Source organism: Acinetobacter lwoffii (assembly GCF_049367455.1).
Taxonomy (GTDB): domain Bacteria; phylum Pseudomonadota; class Gammaproteobacteria; order Pseudomonadales; family Moraxellaceae; genus Acinetobacter; species Acinetobacter lwoffii_W.
The window spans coordinates 250,126-265,106 of sequence record NZ_JBMPXW010000001.1 but is presented as its reverse complement, the minus strand read 5'-3'; the positions used below and the strand labels follow the sequence as shown (position 1 = coordinate 265,106).

13 protein-coding genes and 7 tRNA genes are annotated in these 14,981 nt (G+C 41.9%); 11 read left to right on the top strand and 9 right to left on the bottom strand.

What is annotated here, in order from left to right:
• Positions 1 to 20: 20 nt before the first annotated feature.
• The 3 genes from ACO1B7_RS01330 (at position 21) to ACO1B7_RS01320 (ending at position 338) form a co-directional block, all read left to right on the top strand.
• A tRNA-Leu gene (locus tag ACO1B7_RS01330) sits at positions 21 to 105 on the top strand.
• A gap of 35 nt (positions 106 to 140) precedes the next feature.
• A tRNA-Trp gene (locus ACO1B7_RS01325) sits at positions 141 to 214 on the top strand.
• 39 nt (positions 215 to 253) lie between these two features.
• A tRNA-Leu gene (locus tag ACO1B7_RS01320) sits at positions 254 to 338 on the top strand.
• Between the two features lie 80 nt (positions 339 to 418).
• Here ACO1B7_RS01320 and ACO1B7_RS01315 read toward each other — a convergent pair.
• Positions 419 to 544, bottom strand: coding sequence for a hypothetical protein (locus ACO1B7_RS01315; RefSeq protein ID WP_266100013.1), 126 nt, complete (start codon positions 542 to 544; stop codon positions 419 to 421).
• A 161-nt stretch (positions 545 to 705) separates the two neighbouring features.
• Between ACO1B7_RS01315 and ACO1B7_RS01310 the strand changes: the two genes are divergently transcribed.
• The 4 genes from ACO1B7_RS01310 (at position 706) to ACO1B7_RS01295 (ending at position 1,482) form a co-directional block, all read left to right on the top strand.
• A tRNA-Leu gene (locus ACO1B7_RS01310) sits at positions 706 to 791 on the top strand.
• 373 nt (positions 792 to 1,164) lie between these two features.
• Positions 1,165 to 1,249: transfer RNA gene (locus ACO1B7_RS01305), tRNA-Leu, on the top strand.
• 35 nt (positions 1,250 to 1,284) lie between these two features.
• Positions 1,285 to 1,358: transfer RNA gene (locus ACO1B7_RS01300), tRNA-Trp, on the top strand.
• A 39-nt stretch (positions 1,359 to 1,397) separates the two neighbouring features.
• Positions 1,398 to 1,482 (top strand) — tRNA-Leu (locus ACO1B7_RS01295).
• Between the two features lie 152 nt (positions 1,483 to 1,634).
• On the opposite strand, the gene ACO1B7_RS01290 is transcribed toward ACO1B7_RS01295, so the two are convergent.
• Positions 1,635 to 1,838, bottom strand: coding sequence for a hypothetical protein (locus ACO1B7_RS01290; RefSeq protein WP_004280022.1), 204 nt, complete (start codon positions 1,836 to 1,838; stop codon positions 1,635 to 1,637).
• 433 nt (positions 1,839 to 2,271) lie between these two features.
• Between ACO1B7_RS01290 and ACO1B7_RS01285 the strand changes: the two genes are divergently transcribed.
• A complete protein-coding gene (locus ACO1B7_RS01285) occupies positions 2,272 to 2,544 on the top strand; it encodes a hypothetical protein (protein ID WP_423089695.1) in 273 nt (90 codons plus the stop codon).
• A gap of 240 nt (positions 2,545 to 2,784) precedes the next feature.
• Here the strand turns inward: ACO1B7_RS01285 and ACO1B7_RS01280 are convergent, their stop codons facing one another.
• From ACO1B7_RS01280 to ACO1B7_RS01270, 3 genes are all read right to left on the bottom strand, one after another.
• On the bottom strand, positions 2,785 to 3,186 hold the full coding sequence (locus ACO1B7_RS01280) for a YkvA family protein (RefSeq protein WP_423089694.1): 402 nt from the start codon (positions 3,184 to 3,186) through the stop codon (positions 2,785 to 2,787).
• A 504-nt stretch (positions 3,187 to 3,690) separates the two neighbouring features.
• Positions 3,691 to 4,425 (bottom strand): hydroxyacylglutathione hydrolase, encoded by a 735-nt coding sequence (gloB, locus tag ACO1B7_RS01275; protein WP_004280019.1) that lies wholly within the window; start codon positions 4,423 to 4,425, stop codon positions 3,691 to 3,693.
• A gap of 117 nt (positions 4,426 to 4,542) precedes the next feature.
• A complete protein-coding gene (locus tag ACO1B7_RS01270) occupies positions 4,543 to 5,130 on the bottom strand; it encodes a flavin reductase family protein (protein ID WP_312586997.1) in 588 nt (195 codons plus the stop codon).
• A 119-nt stretch (positions 5,131 to 5,249) separates the two neighbouring features.
• Here ACO1B7_RS01270 and ACO1B7_RS01265 point away from each other — a divergent pair, with 119 nt between their 5' ends.
• Together ACO1B7_RS01265 and ACO1B7_RS01260 are read left to right on the top strand one after the other, a co-directional pair.
• Entirely contained in the window at positions 5,250 to 6,071 is an 822-nt protein-coding gene (locus ACO1B7_RS01265; protein ID WP_253173060.1) for a PhzF family phenazine biosynthesis protein, read from the top strand.
• A 143-nt stretch (positions 6,072 to 6,214) separates the two neighbouring features.
• Positions 6,215 to 8,986: a M16 family metallopeptidase gene (locus ACO1B7_RS01260; RefSeq protein ID WP_423089693.1), complete on the top strand. Its 2,772-nt coding sequence runs from the start codon at positions 6,215 to 6,217 to the stop codon at positions 8,984 to 8,986.
• A 332-nt stretch (positions 8,987 to 9,318) separates the two neighbouring features.
• Here the strand turns inward: ACO1B7_RS01260 and ACO1B7_RS01255 are convergent, their stop codons facing one another.
• Together ACO1B7_RS01255 and ACO1B7_RS01250 are read right to left on the bottom strand one after the other, a co-directional pair.
• On the bottom strand, positions 9,319 to 10,383 hold the full coding sequence (locus ACO1B7_RS01255; RefSeq protein WP_005107271.1) for an amidohydrolase family protein: 1,065 nt from the start codon (positions 10,381 to 10,383) through the stop codon (positions 9,319 to 9,321).
• Between the two features lie 118 nt (positions 10,384 to 10,501).
• On the bottom strand, positions 10,502 to 10,891 hold the full coding sequence (locus ACO1B7_RS01250) for a DUF3144 domain-containing protein (RefSeq protein ID WP_005107270.1): 390 nt from the start codon (positions 10,889 to 10,891) through the stop codon (positions 10,502 to 10,504).
• Positions 10,892 to 11,002: 111 nt separating this feature from the next.
• On the opposite strand from ACO1B7_RS01250, the gene ACO1B7_RS01245 reads away from it, so the two are divergent.
• Positions 11,003 to 11,635 carry a hypothetical protein gene (locus ACO1B7_RS01245; protein WP_004280010.1) on the top strand — a complete coding sequence of 211 codons (633 nt, stop codon included), beginning with the start codon at positions 11,003 to 11,005 and terminating at the stop codon, positions 11,633 to 11,635.
• A 22-nt stretch (positions 11,636 to 11,657) separates the two neighbouring features.
• Here ACO1B7_RS01245 and ACO1B7_RS01240 read toward each other — a convergent pair whose 3' ends face one another.
• Together ACO1B7_RS01240 and ACO1B7_RS01235 are read right to left on the bottom strand one after the other, a co-directional pair.
• Entirely contained in the window at positions 11,658 to 13,112 is a 1,455-nt protein-coding gene (locus ACO1B7_RS01240) for a CYTH and CHAD domain-containing protein (RefSeq protein WP_423089692.1), read from the bottom strand.
• Positions 13,113 to 13,251: 139 nt separating this feature from the next.
• A complete protein-coding gene (locus ACO1B7_RS01235; RefSeq protein WP_423089691.1) occupies positions 13,252 to 14,709 on the bottom strand; it encodes a CYTH domain-containing protein in 1,458 nt (485 codons plus the stop codon).
• Positions 14,710 to 14,981 lie beyond the last annotated feature (272 nt).

The window sequence follows — 14,981 nt, the reverse complement described above, 5'->3', positions numbered from 1 at the left end:
CTATAATATACACAGCCATTGGGGACGTGGCGAAATTGGTAGACGCACTGGATTTAGGTTCCAGCGCCGCGAGGTGTGAGAGTTCGAGTCTCTCCGTCCCCACCAATCAATATTTGGGTAACTGGATATTGGGTGGAAGTAGAGGATTGGTGTAATGGTAGCATGACGGTCTCCAAAACCGTTCGTCAAGGTTCGAATCCTTGATCCTCTGCCAAAGTTTGAAAGAAATCCAACGCTAAGTTGGTACCCTGATGGGGACGTGGCGAAATTGGTAGACGCACTGGATTTAGGTTCCAGCGCCGCAAGGTGTGAGAGTTCGAGTCTCTCCGTCCCCACCATCATATTAAAGCAAGGCTAATGCCTTGCTTTTTTATTGCCTGAAATTTAAGGTCGGTTTTTTAGTACCAGATTTTTGCTGTCATGGTTGATGAACATCAATGCGTTCTGGATTTAAATTCTCCAGCGAATGATCATGCAAGGGCAGAACTTTAGCAAATTTCATGGTATTGCATGCAATCTGCATATTGAATAATTTAAATGTCATATGGATCAGTTCCATTGTGTTCATCAATTTTATATGTTGGTCTAAATAGAGCATTATTTGCTCAATAATGAATTAACTGCTTAATTTTTGATATAAAAGTATTTAGCTTTTTGCAGAACTACTTGTGAATCAGGTCTGATCGCTATAATATACACAGCCATGGGGATATGGCGGAATTGGTAGACGCACTGTGTTCAGGTCGCAGCGCCTTCTGGGCGTGAGAGTTCGAGTCTCTCTATCCCCACCATCATATTAAAGCAAGGCGAGTGCCTTGCTTTTTTATTGCCTGAAATTTAGTAAAGCTGTTGTTATTTATGCTGTGTTGTATTCTGCATTCCATGCACAACTTCAAAAATAATTTATGAATAAGAGTTTCAGTATTCTGAATGCCCATGCTGATCAAGATTAGAAGGTCATTTGAGTTTTAATTTGAAATGTTGGAATTGAATCGAAATGATTAAAAATAACGAATGGGCAGTCATATCTTCAAATCAATCAAATTTTCGACATAAATTTTATAAAAAATTAAACTAACTGTTTATTTTATAGCGGAATAGATTGTGATTGCTTGTAAAATCGCTTGTCAATGCCGGTCTATCTCTATAATATACACAGCCATTGGGGACGTGGCGAAATTGGTAGACGCACTGGATTTAGGTTCCAGCGCCGCGAGGTGTGAGAGTTCGAGTCTCTCCGTCCCCACCAATCGATATTTGGGAAACTGAATATTGGGTGGAAGTAGAGGATTGGTGTAATGGTAGCATGACGGTCTCCAAAACCGTTCGTCAAGGTTCGAATCCTTGATCCTCTGCCAAAGTTTGAAAAAAATCCAACGCTAAGTTGGTACCCTGATGGGGACGTGGCGAAATTGGTAGACGCACTGGATTTAGGTTCCAGCGCCGCGAGGTGTGAGAGTTCGAGTCTCTCCGTCCCCACCATCATATTAAAGCAAGGCAAATGCCTTGCTTTTTTATTGCCTCAAATTTACTAAACAAAGAAAAGCCCATCGAAATGGGCTGAATAACTGGAGAATAGCGCTGTTGAATCAGTGGAAAGATTAATTTATTTTTCTTCTCTTAAATAGAAGCAATCAGGCTTTTAAATGATCTTCAAATTCCTCGCCTAACTGTAGTGCCAGAGCATTACCTGCCAGATCACAGGTCACCAGGCCATATTCTTTCTTGAAGCTGAAACTGAAACCACGATCATCCGCCAGGGTGCGTACCGAATATCCCAATTTTTCTAACCATAGTCGAAATGCAATCAAATTTTTCGCTTTAACCACTTTTTTCACGAGATCACTCCTTCATCATTGTTAAATCTTAAATAAGGGTGAAAAATTATCTTTTAAAGGGCAAATGCCTTTATTTAAATTAATTTAAATGAATTTGTGTATATAGTGAACATCGGTTGATTAAGAAAAAATCAATTTAAACGTTAAGTAAATGATTTTTATCATATTGAATAGGTTGTAACTAAATATTAAGTTTTTATAAGCTATAAATTTGGATAATTAATTTTCTAATTCAATAGCTTATTAGTGAAACAGGTTATTTCCTAATTTTATCAATCGTATGAAATAGAAAATTTCAGATCTAGAATGAGAAAATTAAAATCCAATCGACTTATTTATTAAAAGAATACCGGCTGCTGGTTTTCTGATCTTCAGCTCGATTTGCATGCTTTATACTGTCTGAAATGTAATTCTCAAACTGAATACCCGCACCATGACTGAATTAACCATTGAAGACTATGTGAATCAGCAAATTAAATTAATGCAGCAGCAGGGACTTGATCCGGTTGCTGTGATGTTGGGACATGAAGACTGGTTGAGCTTTAGTATTCAGTCGAAAGTGGCCTATACGCCTTTCGGCAGTGCCCGTCGTTATCAGCCTGCTTTAGGTGGCTTGCTACTGGTACGTATTGATGAAATGCAGGCGGTGCGTGTCGTGACTCAAGGTGAACTGGATACTTATGCACAAAGTAACCAGATTCTTTAACATGGCTTTAGGCGACAGATACGTTGTCAGTTTTAGTAAATAGAATCCAAGAAACTAGTTACTGCTATCCTACATATCATCATTCGGGATCGACATGGCCAATGTCACTTTTAAATTTGTACGACAGAACTAATGTCATGCTCTGAAAGCAGACATTTTATTTCTATTTTGGTTTACATTTTAATTTTGAATAATGCCCATTATATTAAATGGGTGCAAATGAGAGAGGGTATTTAAATCTCACTTGTCAAAAATAGACAGTATAGACAGTGAATCGTTCATGAAGTACATGGTTAAATATCCCAATATTACAAGCCATATCAGGATAATAATTCCTGCTGCCCAACGGTTTATAGGCCTTTCAACTAAGGTTTCTCCAAGAATTCTACAATCATCTACAATGTTCTGTGGGGTAAGCTTGATAACTAATAAAATACCTAAAGGTACAATAATAATATCGTCTAAATACCCAAGTACGGGAATAAAATCTGGAATTAAATAAATTGGTGAGAAGGCATAAGCAGCAATAATTAAAGCTAAAAACTTTACAGAATTGGGCGTTCGCTTGTCTTTTGCAATAAGCCAAACAACCAAGATGTCTTTTTTAATTGATTTAGCCCATTGCTTGATTCTTTGATACATAGCAAATATTAAAAGAACTATAGAGATTTAATCATAAGAGAGTTTTCTTAAAACAATATAGATTTTTATTATCCTATTACGATTTTCTAAAATTAACATAATACGCGTTATACGAAATGCTATTTTTTATTTTATACAAATTATATGTTTAGCGTATAAGTGAAAGCCCAATTCAAGTAAATTGGGCTTTTTTATTCACTTGTTAGGTTCCATGCTGATTATTTAAGCAATGTTCCACGAATTTCTCTAATTTAAATCAATATCATCCTGTTATTTATAAGTCATTATTTCATGTGTTGGAACTGAAATTGGTTTCTAAAAAAATAGAGGACTTGATTAATTATAAGAAAGCAAAAAATGGCACAGAAAGACATTTTTTAGATGGAGATTCAACTTATTCCAATTTGTGCAAAATTTGTACGTGCCTTTCAATAACATTCTATGCATCGCAAATGACAAATAAGTAAGTCGGCTGAAGCATTGATCTTCAGCTTTGAATCCGGTTTAAAACTGATCTTTCAGGGTTCTTAAACGCTGGAATTCTTCCACGCTTTCTGCGCGCAGAAAAGGATTGGTTTGCAATTCATCTTCAATACTACTTGGCAGCGTGCACTGGCCTAGTATACGCAAACGCTCAATATGTTCGAAGCGTTCCAGAATTGCCGAATTGTCCGGTTCAACGTGTTTGGCAAACTGTGCATTCGATAATGTGTATTCATGGGTGCAATAGACTTGGGTGCGCGGTGGCAAGGCAGCCAGACGGGACAGTGAATGATACATCTGTGAATAGGTGCCTTCAAAAACCCGGCCACAACCCATGGCAAATAAGGTATCGCCGCAGAACAGCACATCAATCGCATCAATAAAATAAACAATATGGCCGAGTGTATGCCCGGGTACAGCAATCACCTGGATATCTATTCCATGAAAATTAAACTGTTCTTCATGCTCAAGAGGATGGGTGATAAACGGAATTTTGCTTAGTTCTGCCCGTGGGCCATACACAGGCAGATTTTGTCCTTGGATCAGTTCCGGCACACCGCCAATATGATCTTTATGCCAGTGAGTCAGCCAGATTTGACTTACAGTTAAACCGTGTTCGGCACAATAGTCTTGTACCAATTCTGCTTCGGTTGGATCAATCACAGCCACCTGATGCGACGCGGTATGTTCAAGCAACCAGATATAATTTTGCAGTGAATTCTGGACATCAATACAGTGAATTTTAAAGGGTGTCATAGCACATCACATCAAATGAAGATTATAGATAAAGTAGCATAATTTCGGATACTCTGGTGCTGGTTGATATCGTCTGATCATCCGCGATTACTTTCATTTATTCCAAATTTGAAAAATTTATAATTCCGGATCATCAATGCTCACCGCATTGCCGATGGTGTAAAAATGCCCGCCGGCTACATGATGAATACTTTTCCACTCTTCATCCACTTCATGATAATGCCAGTGGCCGTCGCGGAAGACCCGATCATCGGCATAGGCTGCAATCACCTTGCCTATAAACAGGTCATGCATTTGCTGGTTATGCGGCTCAGGAATCATCTCGCAGAGTATCCAGGCCGCACAGCCTTGTACTACAGGAATATCAGCATCAGGAAAATGAAATAGTTCTACTCCGGATTGTGCCAGTTTGTCAGGCACATCATGCAGGCTCTGCGTACCCAGACGATAGACCATATTCAGTTGTTTCAATGTTGGAATTTGCAGCGCGAAATAACCTGAATTTTCAATAATATTTCGGGTTTTGGTGCTTTTATCCAGAACCACAGTCACTTTTGCGGGGCTGAATTCCAATGCGCATGCCCAGGCTGCTGCCATAACATCTGTATCCTGCTGATCTTGAGCAGATACCAGTACAGTAGGGCCATGGGTAATCAGACGATAAGCTTTTTCTAAGGGAACGCTTTGAATATGGGAGTTTGTCATGCAGCACCATTTGCTCTATTTATTTACTAGGCCAGATTAATGAGATCATTAACATATTCAAGTTCATTCTTGCAAAAAAGCTTTTAAACTAGAGATCGTTATATTCAGGAATTCAAAAAATGAAAATGTACCAGGTCGATGCGTTTACCACGGAACTGTTTAAAGGCAATCCTGCAGCCGTGATTGTGCTGGATGAATGGCTCGAAGATGGTCTGATGCAAAATATCGCCTTGGAAAATAATCTGTCCGAAACGGCTTTTGTTAAAGTCATCGATAGCGATAATTATGCCATCCGCTGGTTTACGCCAACCAAGGAAGTGGATTTTTGTGGTCATGCGACATTGGCCAGCAGCTTTGTACTATTCAATCAATTTGATACGGGGAAAACGATTCATTTTCATGTAAAAGACTTAGGCATTTTTGTAGTCAATCAGGATGCAGATGGCAAGATCAGAATGAACTTTCCAGTTCGTCGTGCAGAGCCAGTTGCTGAATATCCTGAAGCTTTAAGACAGGCCTTGAGCAAACCGTTTAAACAGGTTTATCTGAACGCGCAGGGCTATATTGTTGAATACGAATCGGTACAAGATGTGCTGGATGAAATGCCTGATTTTGAACTGTTAAAACAGTTGAATGGCAAGCGTACAGCCATTACTGCTCAGAATACCTATTTAGACGTCGCAATCACTTCACAAGATACCCAATACGATTGTATTTCACGTTATTTTGCACCGAGTAATGGAATCAATGAAGATCCGGTAACAGGTTCAATTCACACCGGAATTGCACCGCTGTGGGCCGAAAAACTGGGTAAAAATGAACTGGTCGCCTATCAGGCATCAGCGCGTGGTGGGGTGCTATATTGTGCCTTGCAAGATCAGGATCGAATTGAAATTTCCGGTTATGGAAAATTATATATGCAAGCTGAAATTTATCTTTAATTTTTTAATTACATAGAACTACATGTCGTCAGGTGAGGCGGCATGTTATTTTGATGGTCCGGCTTGGAATAGATTATTCAGAAAAAGAATCATTCTCTAAGAAGGGCGCGAATAAAAATTTATATTTATAATTTGGATGAAGAATGTTGCTACGTTATAAAAATTTAAGTCTGGCGATTGTATTGTCTGGCTGTAGTGCACTGAGTTTTGCACAACCTGTTTTGGTGAAAACGGAACAGAATATTGAAGAATACCGACTGGATAATGGACTGCGCATTATCCTGGCACCGAATGATAAAGAAAATAAAGTTTTTATGAATACGGTCTATCTGACCGGTTCCCTGAATGATCCTCAGGGCAAGGGCGGACTGGCCCATCTGCTGGAACATTTGGCCTTTAAAGGCACAGAAAATGTCAAAGGAGATGAATTCCAGCGTCGACTGGATCAATATACCTTGATGACTAATGCTAGTACCGACTATTACTCGACCAAATATACCAATGTGATCCGTCCTGAAAAAACTGCGCTGAGTGAAGTCATTTTTCTCGAAGCCGAACGCATGGACAAGCTGGTGCTTCAGGAAAAATATGTACCGACTGAAATTGATATTGTAAAACGCGAGCGTGAAATTCGTCTGGATCAGCCATTTTCAGTATTGATCGATCAGGTGTTTAAATCTGCTTATGGCAATCAGTATTTAGGCCGTTTGCCGATTGGTGACCTAAATGAGCTGCAATCAATCAATATGCAGGAACTAAACCATTTTTACCGTCAATGGTATGCACCGAATAATGCCTTTGTGGTCATTTCGGGCAAATTTGATAAGGCCGAAGTCTTAAAACAGCTGGATACGCATTTCAGTCCGATTCAATCCCGAAATGTACCAGCGCAAGTGAAAGTCCCAGCGCTTAAACCAGAGCAAATCAAACAGCGTGAATTTACAGTAAAGAAAGGCAGTGATCTGGCCAAGTTTAATCTTTATTTGAATCAATCCGAAGAAAGCATTAAAACGGCTTTGGCTGTTTCGCCAACGCTCTATACTTTGCAGCCAAGTGGACATCTCTATCAGAATATGGTGGAAACTGGGAAGTCAACAGCGGTGCAATCCAGTACCTGGCTGGATAAAGACTTTAATCTGGTGTTTATGGGAGCAATCTATGCTCCGAATCATCAGGCACAGGATATCGAAAAGGGGCTGATCCAAGGCGTAGAAAAGAGCCAGCCATTTACCGAAGCAGAATTAAACCGGGCTAAAAATCTGACTCGAAATCAGGCCGACAATATTAAAAATAGTGCGACTGCTTTAGGTTCACGTTTAAGTGATTATGCAGTGGCGTATTCGGGTGACTGGAGCCAGTATTTTAAAGATCTGAGCGCGATTCAAAACCTGAATGTGAATCAGGTCAATCAGGTCTATAAGAATTTTTTAAAACCTGAATACCGTATTTCTGGCAATATTTTACCTACCCCGGAAGATCAGAAAAAAGCGCAGGAACTAGCACAAACAGAAGCACCGGCAAAAACTCTGGATCAACAGACTGAAGCAGAAGAGCCTCTGAAAGATGTCAGTGTTTATCAGGCTGAAGTGAAGCAATATGTACAGGAATCCAAGCAATATCTGTATAGCAAGGATCAGCAGATTCAGCGTGGCAAGTTGAAAAATGGCATTAAATACGCGTTGTTTCCGACGAATACCCGCGATGACAAGGTCTATGCCACAATTTCACTGGATTTTGGTACCGCTCAAAGCCTGATGAATAAAGGCGAGATTCTGGACCTGACCGCTTATTTAATGTTGCGCTCATCGAAAACTCAAAGCTTGCAGCAGATTGCCGATAAAATTATTGAAGTAGGCGGTTCGGCGACTGCTGGTGCATCCGGTAATGGCCTGACCTTGCAGATCAGCGCCAAAAAAGAAAAGTTTGAAGAATTTTTCCAGTATGTGGTTGATGTGCTGAAAACGCCGGCATTTGAGCAAAGCCAGTTTGACTTGATCAAGGGGCAGACTTTATCCAGTCTGGATCGTCCTTATACTGAACCAGATACCGTGTCGAGCTTGACGATGGCGCGAACTCTCGAGATCTATCAGCCTGGCGATCTGCGTTTCCATTTCGAGCCTGAACTGGCCAAAAAACAGTATCAGAAAGCGACTCGCGAACAGGTTATGGCACTGTATCAGCAGTTTTTAAAAACCCAGCATGCGCAAATAGCGGTTACGGGCGAATTTAATCCGAAATCGATGCAAAATGTACTGAAAAACAGTTTTTCAGACTGGAAAGCTGCACAGCCTTATGAGCGTCTAAAATCGGAATATCGAAGCTACCCAGCCCAGAAAATTCATGCTTTGTCTGAGCAGCGTGAATTCGGGAGTTATCAGGCATTTATGAGCATGCCGGTCGGTGCTGATCATGCCGATGCACCTGCATTACAGGTATTTCGATATATTCTGGGTGATTCACAGCTGTCGTCACGACTGGCACAAGAGTTACGCGAGAAAAATGCACTAGTCTATGGTTTTAGTGCAGATGTGCAACTCGATGAATGGGCAGATGTGGGTGCAATGATGATTAGTGCCAATTATACGGCTGGAAAATCCGCACAGGTTTCTCAGGCAGTGCATAAGGTACTGAATGAACTGCTGACACGTGGCGTGACTGAACAGGAAGTGGAAGCGGCAAAAGCCAGTATCTTGAAACAGCGTTTAACTGCACTCGAGGATGATCGTCGTATTCACACTATGTTGATCCCACAGCTGGAAAAAGACCGTAATCTGGTTTACCGGGAAAAACGTGATCAGGGGATTGCTAAACTGAGTAAAGCCGATATTGATACCATGATTAAAAAATACATCAAGCCGGATCAGCTGGTTGAAGTGATGGCTGATCAGTACGGTAAGCAAGTTAAAACATCGTAGTGTTGATAAAAAATCCCCTCAAGTGAGGGGATTTTTGATTTTAGTTTTATGCTCTAGGTTGCTCTATGGCTAAAAATAATCCCTCCGATTATGCCCACAAGGATAGATAGGGGCAGACTCCAAACAGATACAATAAGAAGAAAAATCAATATTCCACAGCCAATCAAAGCTGAAACGAAAGCAATATCTCGATCAAAAGGATGATGGATCGCCACTTGATAATAATAAGACGTTATCCAGCTTGAAATAATAGTGAGTAAAATACAAAGTCCTTTGCCTGAAGGCGTATTTAGACTGGAATCTGTTATCCAACTTAGCATGTCCTCATCTACTCAAAGTCGATAAAAACGTTTAGCATTTTCATAAAAAATCGGCTTTAACGCATTTTCATTGTAGTCCTGCACAATATCGCTAAAGGCATCAATAATGTTGGTGAGTGAGCTACTGACACTGTCCATTGGAAAGTTGGATGCAAACATCACGCGCCCAGAACCAAAACAGTCTAAAGTATGCTGGATCACGGGTGCGGCACGTTCCACTAATTCCTGTTTACTTGCCAGCCGTTTCTGCGTGTGAAAATCATGTCCCAAGACTGGCATAAACAGACCAGACATTTTGGTCGATACATTTTTGCATTCGGCCAGTTCTGCCAACTGATCTTTCCAGTCTGCAAATATCTGGGTGCGATCTTGTTCGGTCTTGCCTGTAGCTTTGCTCACTTTGCCAAATAAACCTGCGGGCGTACCCAGATGATCCAGCACAATAGGGGTGTTTGGAAAGGCTTTGGCCAGCGCAGTAACATCCGCAATCTGGGTAGAGTACACCCAGGCATCAAAGCTTAAATCTTGCCTGGCCAGTTCTTCAAAGCCCTTCAGGAAATCTGTGTTGCGATAGAGATGCGGTTCATCGGTCCAGGCATGAATCCCTTTATCTGGATGTACTGCAGCCATTTTACGGATGCCCCGAAACTTGGGAGAAGCTTCGCGATGCAATTGAATCAACTGTTTAAAATTTTTCTGCCGCGGATCCGCCGTGGCGACAATTCCACCCAATTGGATAGTGTGCTGATCAAAAGGAAGCCCGGCGATAAAACGGGTTTCATTTACCACACCCGTACCTTTATGGTCATGCCAGCTGGCTTCAACATGCACAATCTGCTCTATTTCATAATGTCCTGCATCTTTCTTGTAATTTGCAGGCAGATAAGGTGCAGTCAGGTGCTGTGTCAGGCCAATGGTCTCAATGACGTCTCTGGGTTTCAACAGTCGAACCATTCTGTCTAGTAATTTGGGATGATTGCCGAACAGCTTTACCGCTAGCGCTGCCGCATGTGGGGTATTGTACGGATCCCATTGGTGGATATGAGGGTCAATGATCGGGAAGGGAAGTTGCTGCATACTATGCCTTGTTTTCGTTTGTTTATTATTCAATTTATATAGTGCTTAAATCACTTTAAAGTCAATATGATAAATGACAGCAAATAAAAAAAGCCCCGTGGGGCTTTTCGTATTTTAATCAATGATCATGGTTATGCTTGTTGGCATGAAACTCTTCATTGTGACGGAAACGTAAATAGTTTTCGAACTGTTCACAGTATTCATCATAGTTATCTTCCAGCATCATTTGAAATTGCTGCAAGATATAAGACATGACCTGATCTTTGGCATCGCGCATTTCATTCCCATCTTTAAAGTTATTCGCTGCCACCCAGGTATTGAAACGGGCAGTACCAAATAACATCGCCGCACTGACTTGACCGCGCTTATCGCTCGGTTTTTCCTGTGAGCCTTTTTCTACGCGACAAAACTCGTTGGCTTGTTGAATAAATTCATCAGCACGTTCAAAGAATGCCGCATTTAACGCTTCTTCTTCGGTTACATCGGTTGCTTCAATCTTTTGAACCATGAATTTGTTCCTAACACTAAAATCTCAATCGTTAATTATAGGCAAAGCCTTGCAGAAACTAAACCTTTGCCTTAATCTAAAAAATAGCCTAAGCATATAAAAGTGAATGCCATGCAGGATGCGATTGCAGTACAAAGCCTAAAAAGTGATATTGCCTTATTGCGCCAGAATATTTGGCCACCGGCAAATCTAGCCAATGTTGAAGGCTTGCCGATTTATTATGGCAGCCAGTCACAGGTAGATGAATACTATAGCCAGTGGCTCGGGCTGATTGAAAGGGCACAGGATCTGTTTCAGCCTTTTATGGAAGATGAAATCTTGGATGCGATCCATCTGCCGAGTCATTTAAACTTGCCGCTGTTTTATTTTCATGTTGACCGGATTCGCATTAATAAAACCCGCGCCAAGGAATCCAAAACTTTTCGTGGGGTCGCCAGCCTGATCGAAAAATGCGGCCAGTTCGAACCCGAGCAGATTGCAGCCATGCGGCAGTGGCTTGATAGTGACGATACTGCAGCTTTGGTGGCACACCGTGAATTTGTGGATTTACGCACTTATGTGTTTCAGCATGGCCAGAGCGAATATACGCGCACCCGTTTTTATGTGAATGGGATTGTGCTGAGTGTTGAGCCACATTTTGAACTGGTCGATGCACGCGATAAGCCACGCAAGCAACGCAGCGACAGTTATAACGATCCTCTGGCAGACAATAATACCTGGAAAGTATTCGGCAAATATCGCTAGCACAGTTTGACCAAGCCCGGTCTTACCAGAAGGGCTTGGTATTTTCTGCAAACTGCTGTAAACGCTCTGCTGCTTCGTTCGACAAACGCTGCTGTTCCGCACTTATCCAGCCTAGCACAAACCAGGCCTTGGCCTGTTGTTTGACATAAGGTCTAAATAATTCGTCTGCTACAAATAGGTCATTATAATGCCCGAGACTTTCCTGCAAGGGTTTTAAGGCTTTTAGATAGGCTTTAACCTCTTTTTCAGGAAATAAGCTTTGCAAGAATTCTACGTTATAGCGTAAGCGTTTGACCCGTTTGCGTGTGCGATGCCGGGATTCAATATCCAGTTCTTGATAGTTCTCGGCATCCTGACAGATTTGCTGATGCAGCTTGCTCAGGCCTTTACACAAAATTTTATGCGAAGACTTGGCTTTACCCTCTGTATTTTCTTGGCTAAAGCTGAATAGTTGCAGCATTAGTTCTACGGTAGCAGGACTTCTGAACAGCGCACTGATATCTGGCTGTTTTTGACGATGTGGGGGTAATTTTAGTAAGGGGGAACCTGCTTTTTCTAGTTGTGGAATCAGGCTTTCTGCCAAGGCATCACGATCTCGGGTAGAACCCAGTTGCTGAAAAATATCCCGCAGCTGTTCTGGCCATTCTGGCTGTACATGTTCGGTCACGGACTGGAAAATTTTAAAGGCACTGCGCAAACGCCGAATCGCGACACGTGCCTGATGCACATGATCACTATTATAATTCTCGGCAGCAATTGCAGTAGCATTGGGGAAAAGATGAGCCAGGCAATTGGCAACAATCTTTTGCAAAATCGTACTGATCTGATCTTTCTGTTCAAGCACTAAGGGAAGCTGATGCTGAACCGGCAGATTCTCTTCGCCATGTAATAAGGCATAACCGCGTTCCGATTTGCTCCGTGTATCCAGCCACAAAGCATAACACTGAACCCAGGGCTGAATGAAATCAATCAATTCACTCAGCTGGCCGGATTTAAGCTCAAATTCGACTTCATAAATATCGATGGCTTGATCATTGTGTCGAATTTCTCCGACATCAAAGGCAATTTCAATCTGACTGTCCAGATGACTTTCTGTCAGGACATAGCGTACGACATCAGTTTCAAATTGTAAAATGAGTGGTGTCTCTAAATCACCGAGCGCCTGTTTTAGGATTTTTTTCGCCGGTTTATGTTTGCGATATAACTGAAAATCACAATGTTCAGGAGGACTTTTTAACTCATGCTCAAGTTCAAAACGTTCAAATTGCTGTTCAGTCGCTGCTTTCAGGGTTTGAATCCATTGTTGGTCTTCCAGACGTTGCCGCAAGGCAATCTGATGTTGTTGTAATTGTTGCGCTTCAGTATCAAAGTAGCGTGCACACAGACGATGCCGAGTCGGCTGAAGTTTCTGGATGTCCTGTTCAAATTGCACACGAGACTGTGGCGGAATCTGGAATTTGAGTTCTATTTCTGCCATCGGGTTATTCCTCCGCGATGTTGGTTTTACAGATTAATATAGCCCAAAGATCAGCAGGGGTGTGATGTGCTTCTGCAACAAAAAGCACGCCATAGAAGGCGTGCTTTAAGTATTTCTCGTGATATTTATTTCAATATGTTTATTTCAGGAATTTACGGCTGACCAGGAACTGTTCGGTCGCTTCAAGCAGTTTCTGCGCATAGACTTCCTGCTTGGCGGTCAGCCAGCCCAGCACAAACCAGTCACTTGCTTCCAGTTCGGTCTGCTGAATATAAACTGCAGAAGAGGCCAAGGTTTGATATTCACTGGCTGCCAGTTGTGCATCATTCAGCGCTTTGCTGTATTTCTGCAAATTTTTGACATCATAGATCGTGGTTAAAATCGGAAAGCTGAATTTGAGTTCCTGAATCCGGCTGGCCAATTGATCCAGACTTTCAAAATCAGTGATATCGGTCTGGTTCATTTGTTCCTGCAAAGCTTTATATTGCTGTTGCAAGGTAGTTTGAGCAGCAGTTTTCAAGTCCAGCGAGGCATGCTCATTTTCATTTAAACTGAACATCAGTAATTCCAGATAATGATGCACATTCTGGGTAGATTTGACCAGATTACCGAGTTTCTCCTGCGCATACAGAATATCTTTGCTCAGGTTTTCTGCCGTGGTGGGATTTTGCAGGAAGCCGGCCAAGCTGTTTTGCATATGCTGTAAATGTTGCAAATGTTCAAATTGCTGCTTAAAGGCCGCCAGTTGATGTGCCCATTTGTCCGAAAGCTGTGGATGCCAGTCTTTGAACAGCAGCAAGGTCAGATATAAGTGATCCAGTGCCAGTCGTGCCTGATCAATATGTTCCTGCTCTGCAACCTGAGCTGCAATCGCCGCGATATTCGGCAATAAATGCTGCATCTGCTGTGCAATCAGACTGTACATGGTTTTACTGGCGCTGTCTTTTTTGCTGATCTGAAATTCTTTGCTAAGGGTCGCAGGACTGACGCGCTGTGAAGTCGCCAGTAAATTGCCTATTTCAGCCTTGCTGCGTACATCGAGCCAGAGCTGATATTTCTTGACCCATTCAAAACTAAACGCCAGCAGATGTTGAATTGAACCATTTTTAAGCTCGAACTCGACTTCATGTACTTCTTGCTCGGCATCATGTGTGCGGATATGCCCAATATCCAGGCTGACTTCGATCTGGGTATCTTCATAGTCAATCACCCTTAACGTACGGGAAATATCGGTTTCAAACTGGAGTTGGAGCTGGTCGAACTGATTGCCGAGCGCATTGCTGAGAATTGCCCCGGCTTCTGGAAATTTTTTATAAATATCTAAATCCAGTTCAGGAGATGCGGTTAATTTCCCTAGATCATGATTATGTTCAAAGCGTTCGATATGGCTTTTTCCGGCCGCTTTTAGTGTTTGCACCCAACGTGTACCTTCCAGACGCTGACGCAGTGCCACCCCATGCCGGGCCAGTTGACGGTCGGTAGTATCATAATATTTGGCTTGAAGCTGGATCTGTTGAGACTTTTTCGGATCAAGTGCCTTGAGCAGCGCAGTGCGTCGTGCCACAGGAATTTGGAACTTGAGTTCAACTTCAACCATGATGATCATCCTATCTGTTCAGTGCAATTAAGTACTGAATCTTCACTTGAATAAGGTTTTAAAATGAGGCGGACAGCAGCCGCAATTATATTTTTAGATTTGTGCGCAGCAGATTGTAACCAAAATCAAAATGCATGTAAGACTTGACTGAGCATAAAAAGCTTAAACAGAAGTTTGAAACTTAGATTTCATCGGTTCATTTTAGGCTAAAACGATCGGATTCAGGCCTTCACGGGGATGTGCAAGATGCATTGAAGCGCGCATCAAAAGGC

What these genes read in the sequence shown, in the direction of transcription:
- ACO1B7_RS01315 (WP_266100013.1), bottom strand. Translation starts at nt 544, where the DNA reads ATGACATTTAAATTATTCAATATGCAGATTGCATGCAATACCATGAAA.
- ACO1B7_RS01285 (WP_423089695.1), top strand. Translation starts at nt 2,272, where the DNA reads ATGACTGAATTAACCATTGAAGACTATGTGAATCAGCAAATTAAATTA.
- ACO1B7_RS01280 (WP_423089694.1), bottom strand. Translation starts at nt 3,186, where the DNA reads ATGTATCAAAGAATCAAGCAATGGGCTAAATCAATTAAAAAAGACATC.
- gloB (WP_004280019.1), bottom strand. Translation starts at nt 4,425, where the DNA reads ATGACACCCTTTAAAATTCACTGTATTGATGTCCAGAATTCACTGCAA.
- ACO1B7_RS01270 (WP_312586997.1), bottom strand. Translation starts at nt 5,130, where the DNA reads ATGACAAACTCCCATATTCAAAGCGTTCCCTTAGAAAAAGCTTATCGT.
- ACO1B7_RS01265 (WP_253173060.1), top strand. Translation starts at nt 5,250, where the DNA reads ATGAAAATGTACCAGGTCGATGCGTTTACCACGGAACTGTTTAAAGGC.
- ACO1B7_RS01260 (WP_423089693.1), top strand. Translation starts at nt 6,215, where the DNA reads ATGTTGCTACGTTATAAAAATTTAAGTCTGGCGATTGTATTGTCTGGC.
- ACO1B7_RS01255 (WP_005107271.1), bottom strand. Translation starts at nt 10,383, where the DNA reads ATGCAGCAACTTCCCTTCCCGATCATTGACCCTCATATCCACCAATGG.
- ACO1B7_RS01250 (WP_005107270.1), bottom strand. Translation starts at nt 10,891, where the DNA reads ATGGTTCAAAAGATTGAAGCAACCGATGTAACCGAAGAAGAAGCGTTA.
- ACO1B7_RS01245 (WP_004280010.1), top strand. Translation starts at nt 11,003, where the DNA reads ATGCAGGATGCGATTGCAGTACAAAGCCTAAAAAGTGATATTGCCTTA.
- ACO1B7_RS01240 (WP_423089692.1), bottom strand. Translation starts at nt 13,112, where the DNA reads ATGGCAGAAATAGAACTCAAATTCCAGATTCCGCCACAGTCTCGTGTG.
- ACO1B7_RS01235 (WP_423089691.1), bottom strand. Translation starts at nt 14,709, where the DNA reads ATGGTTGAAGTTGAACTCAAGTTCCAAATTCCTGTGGCACGACGCACT.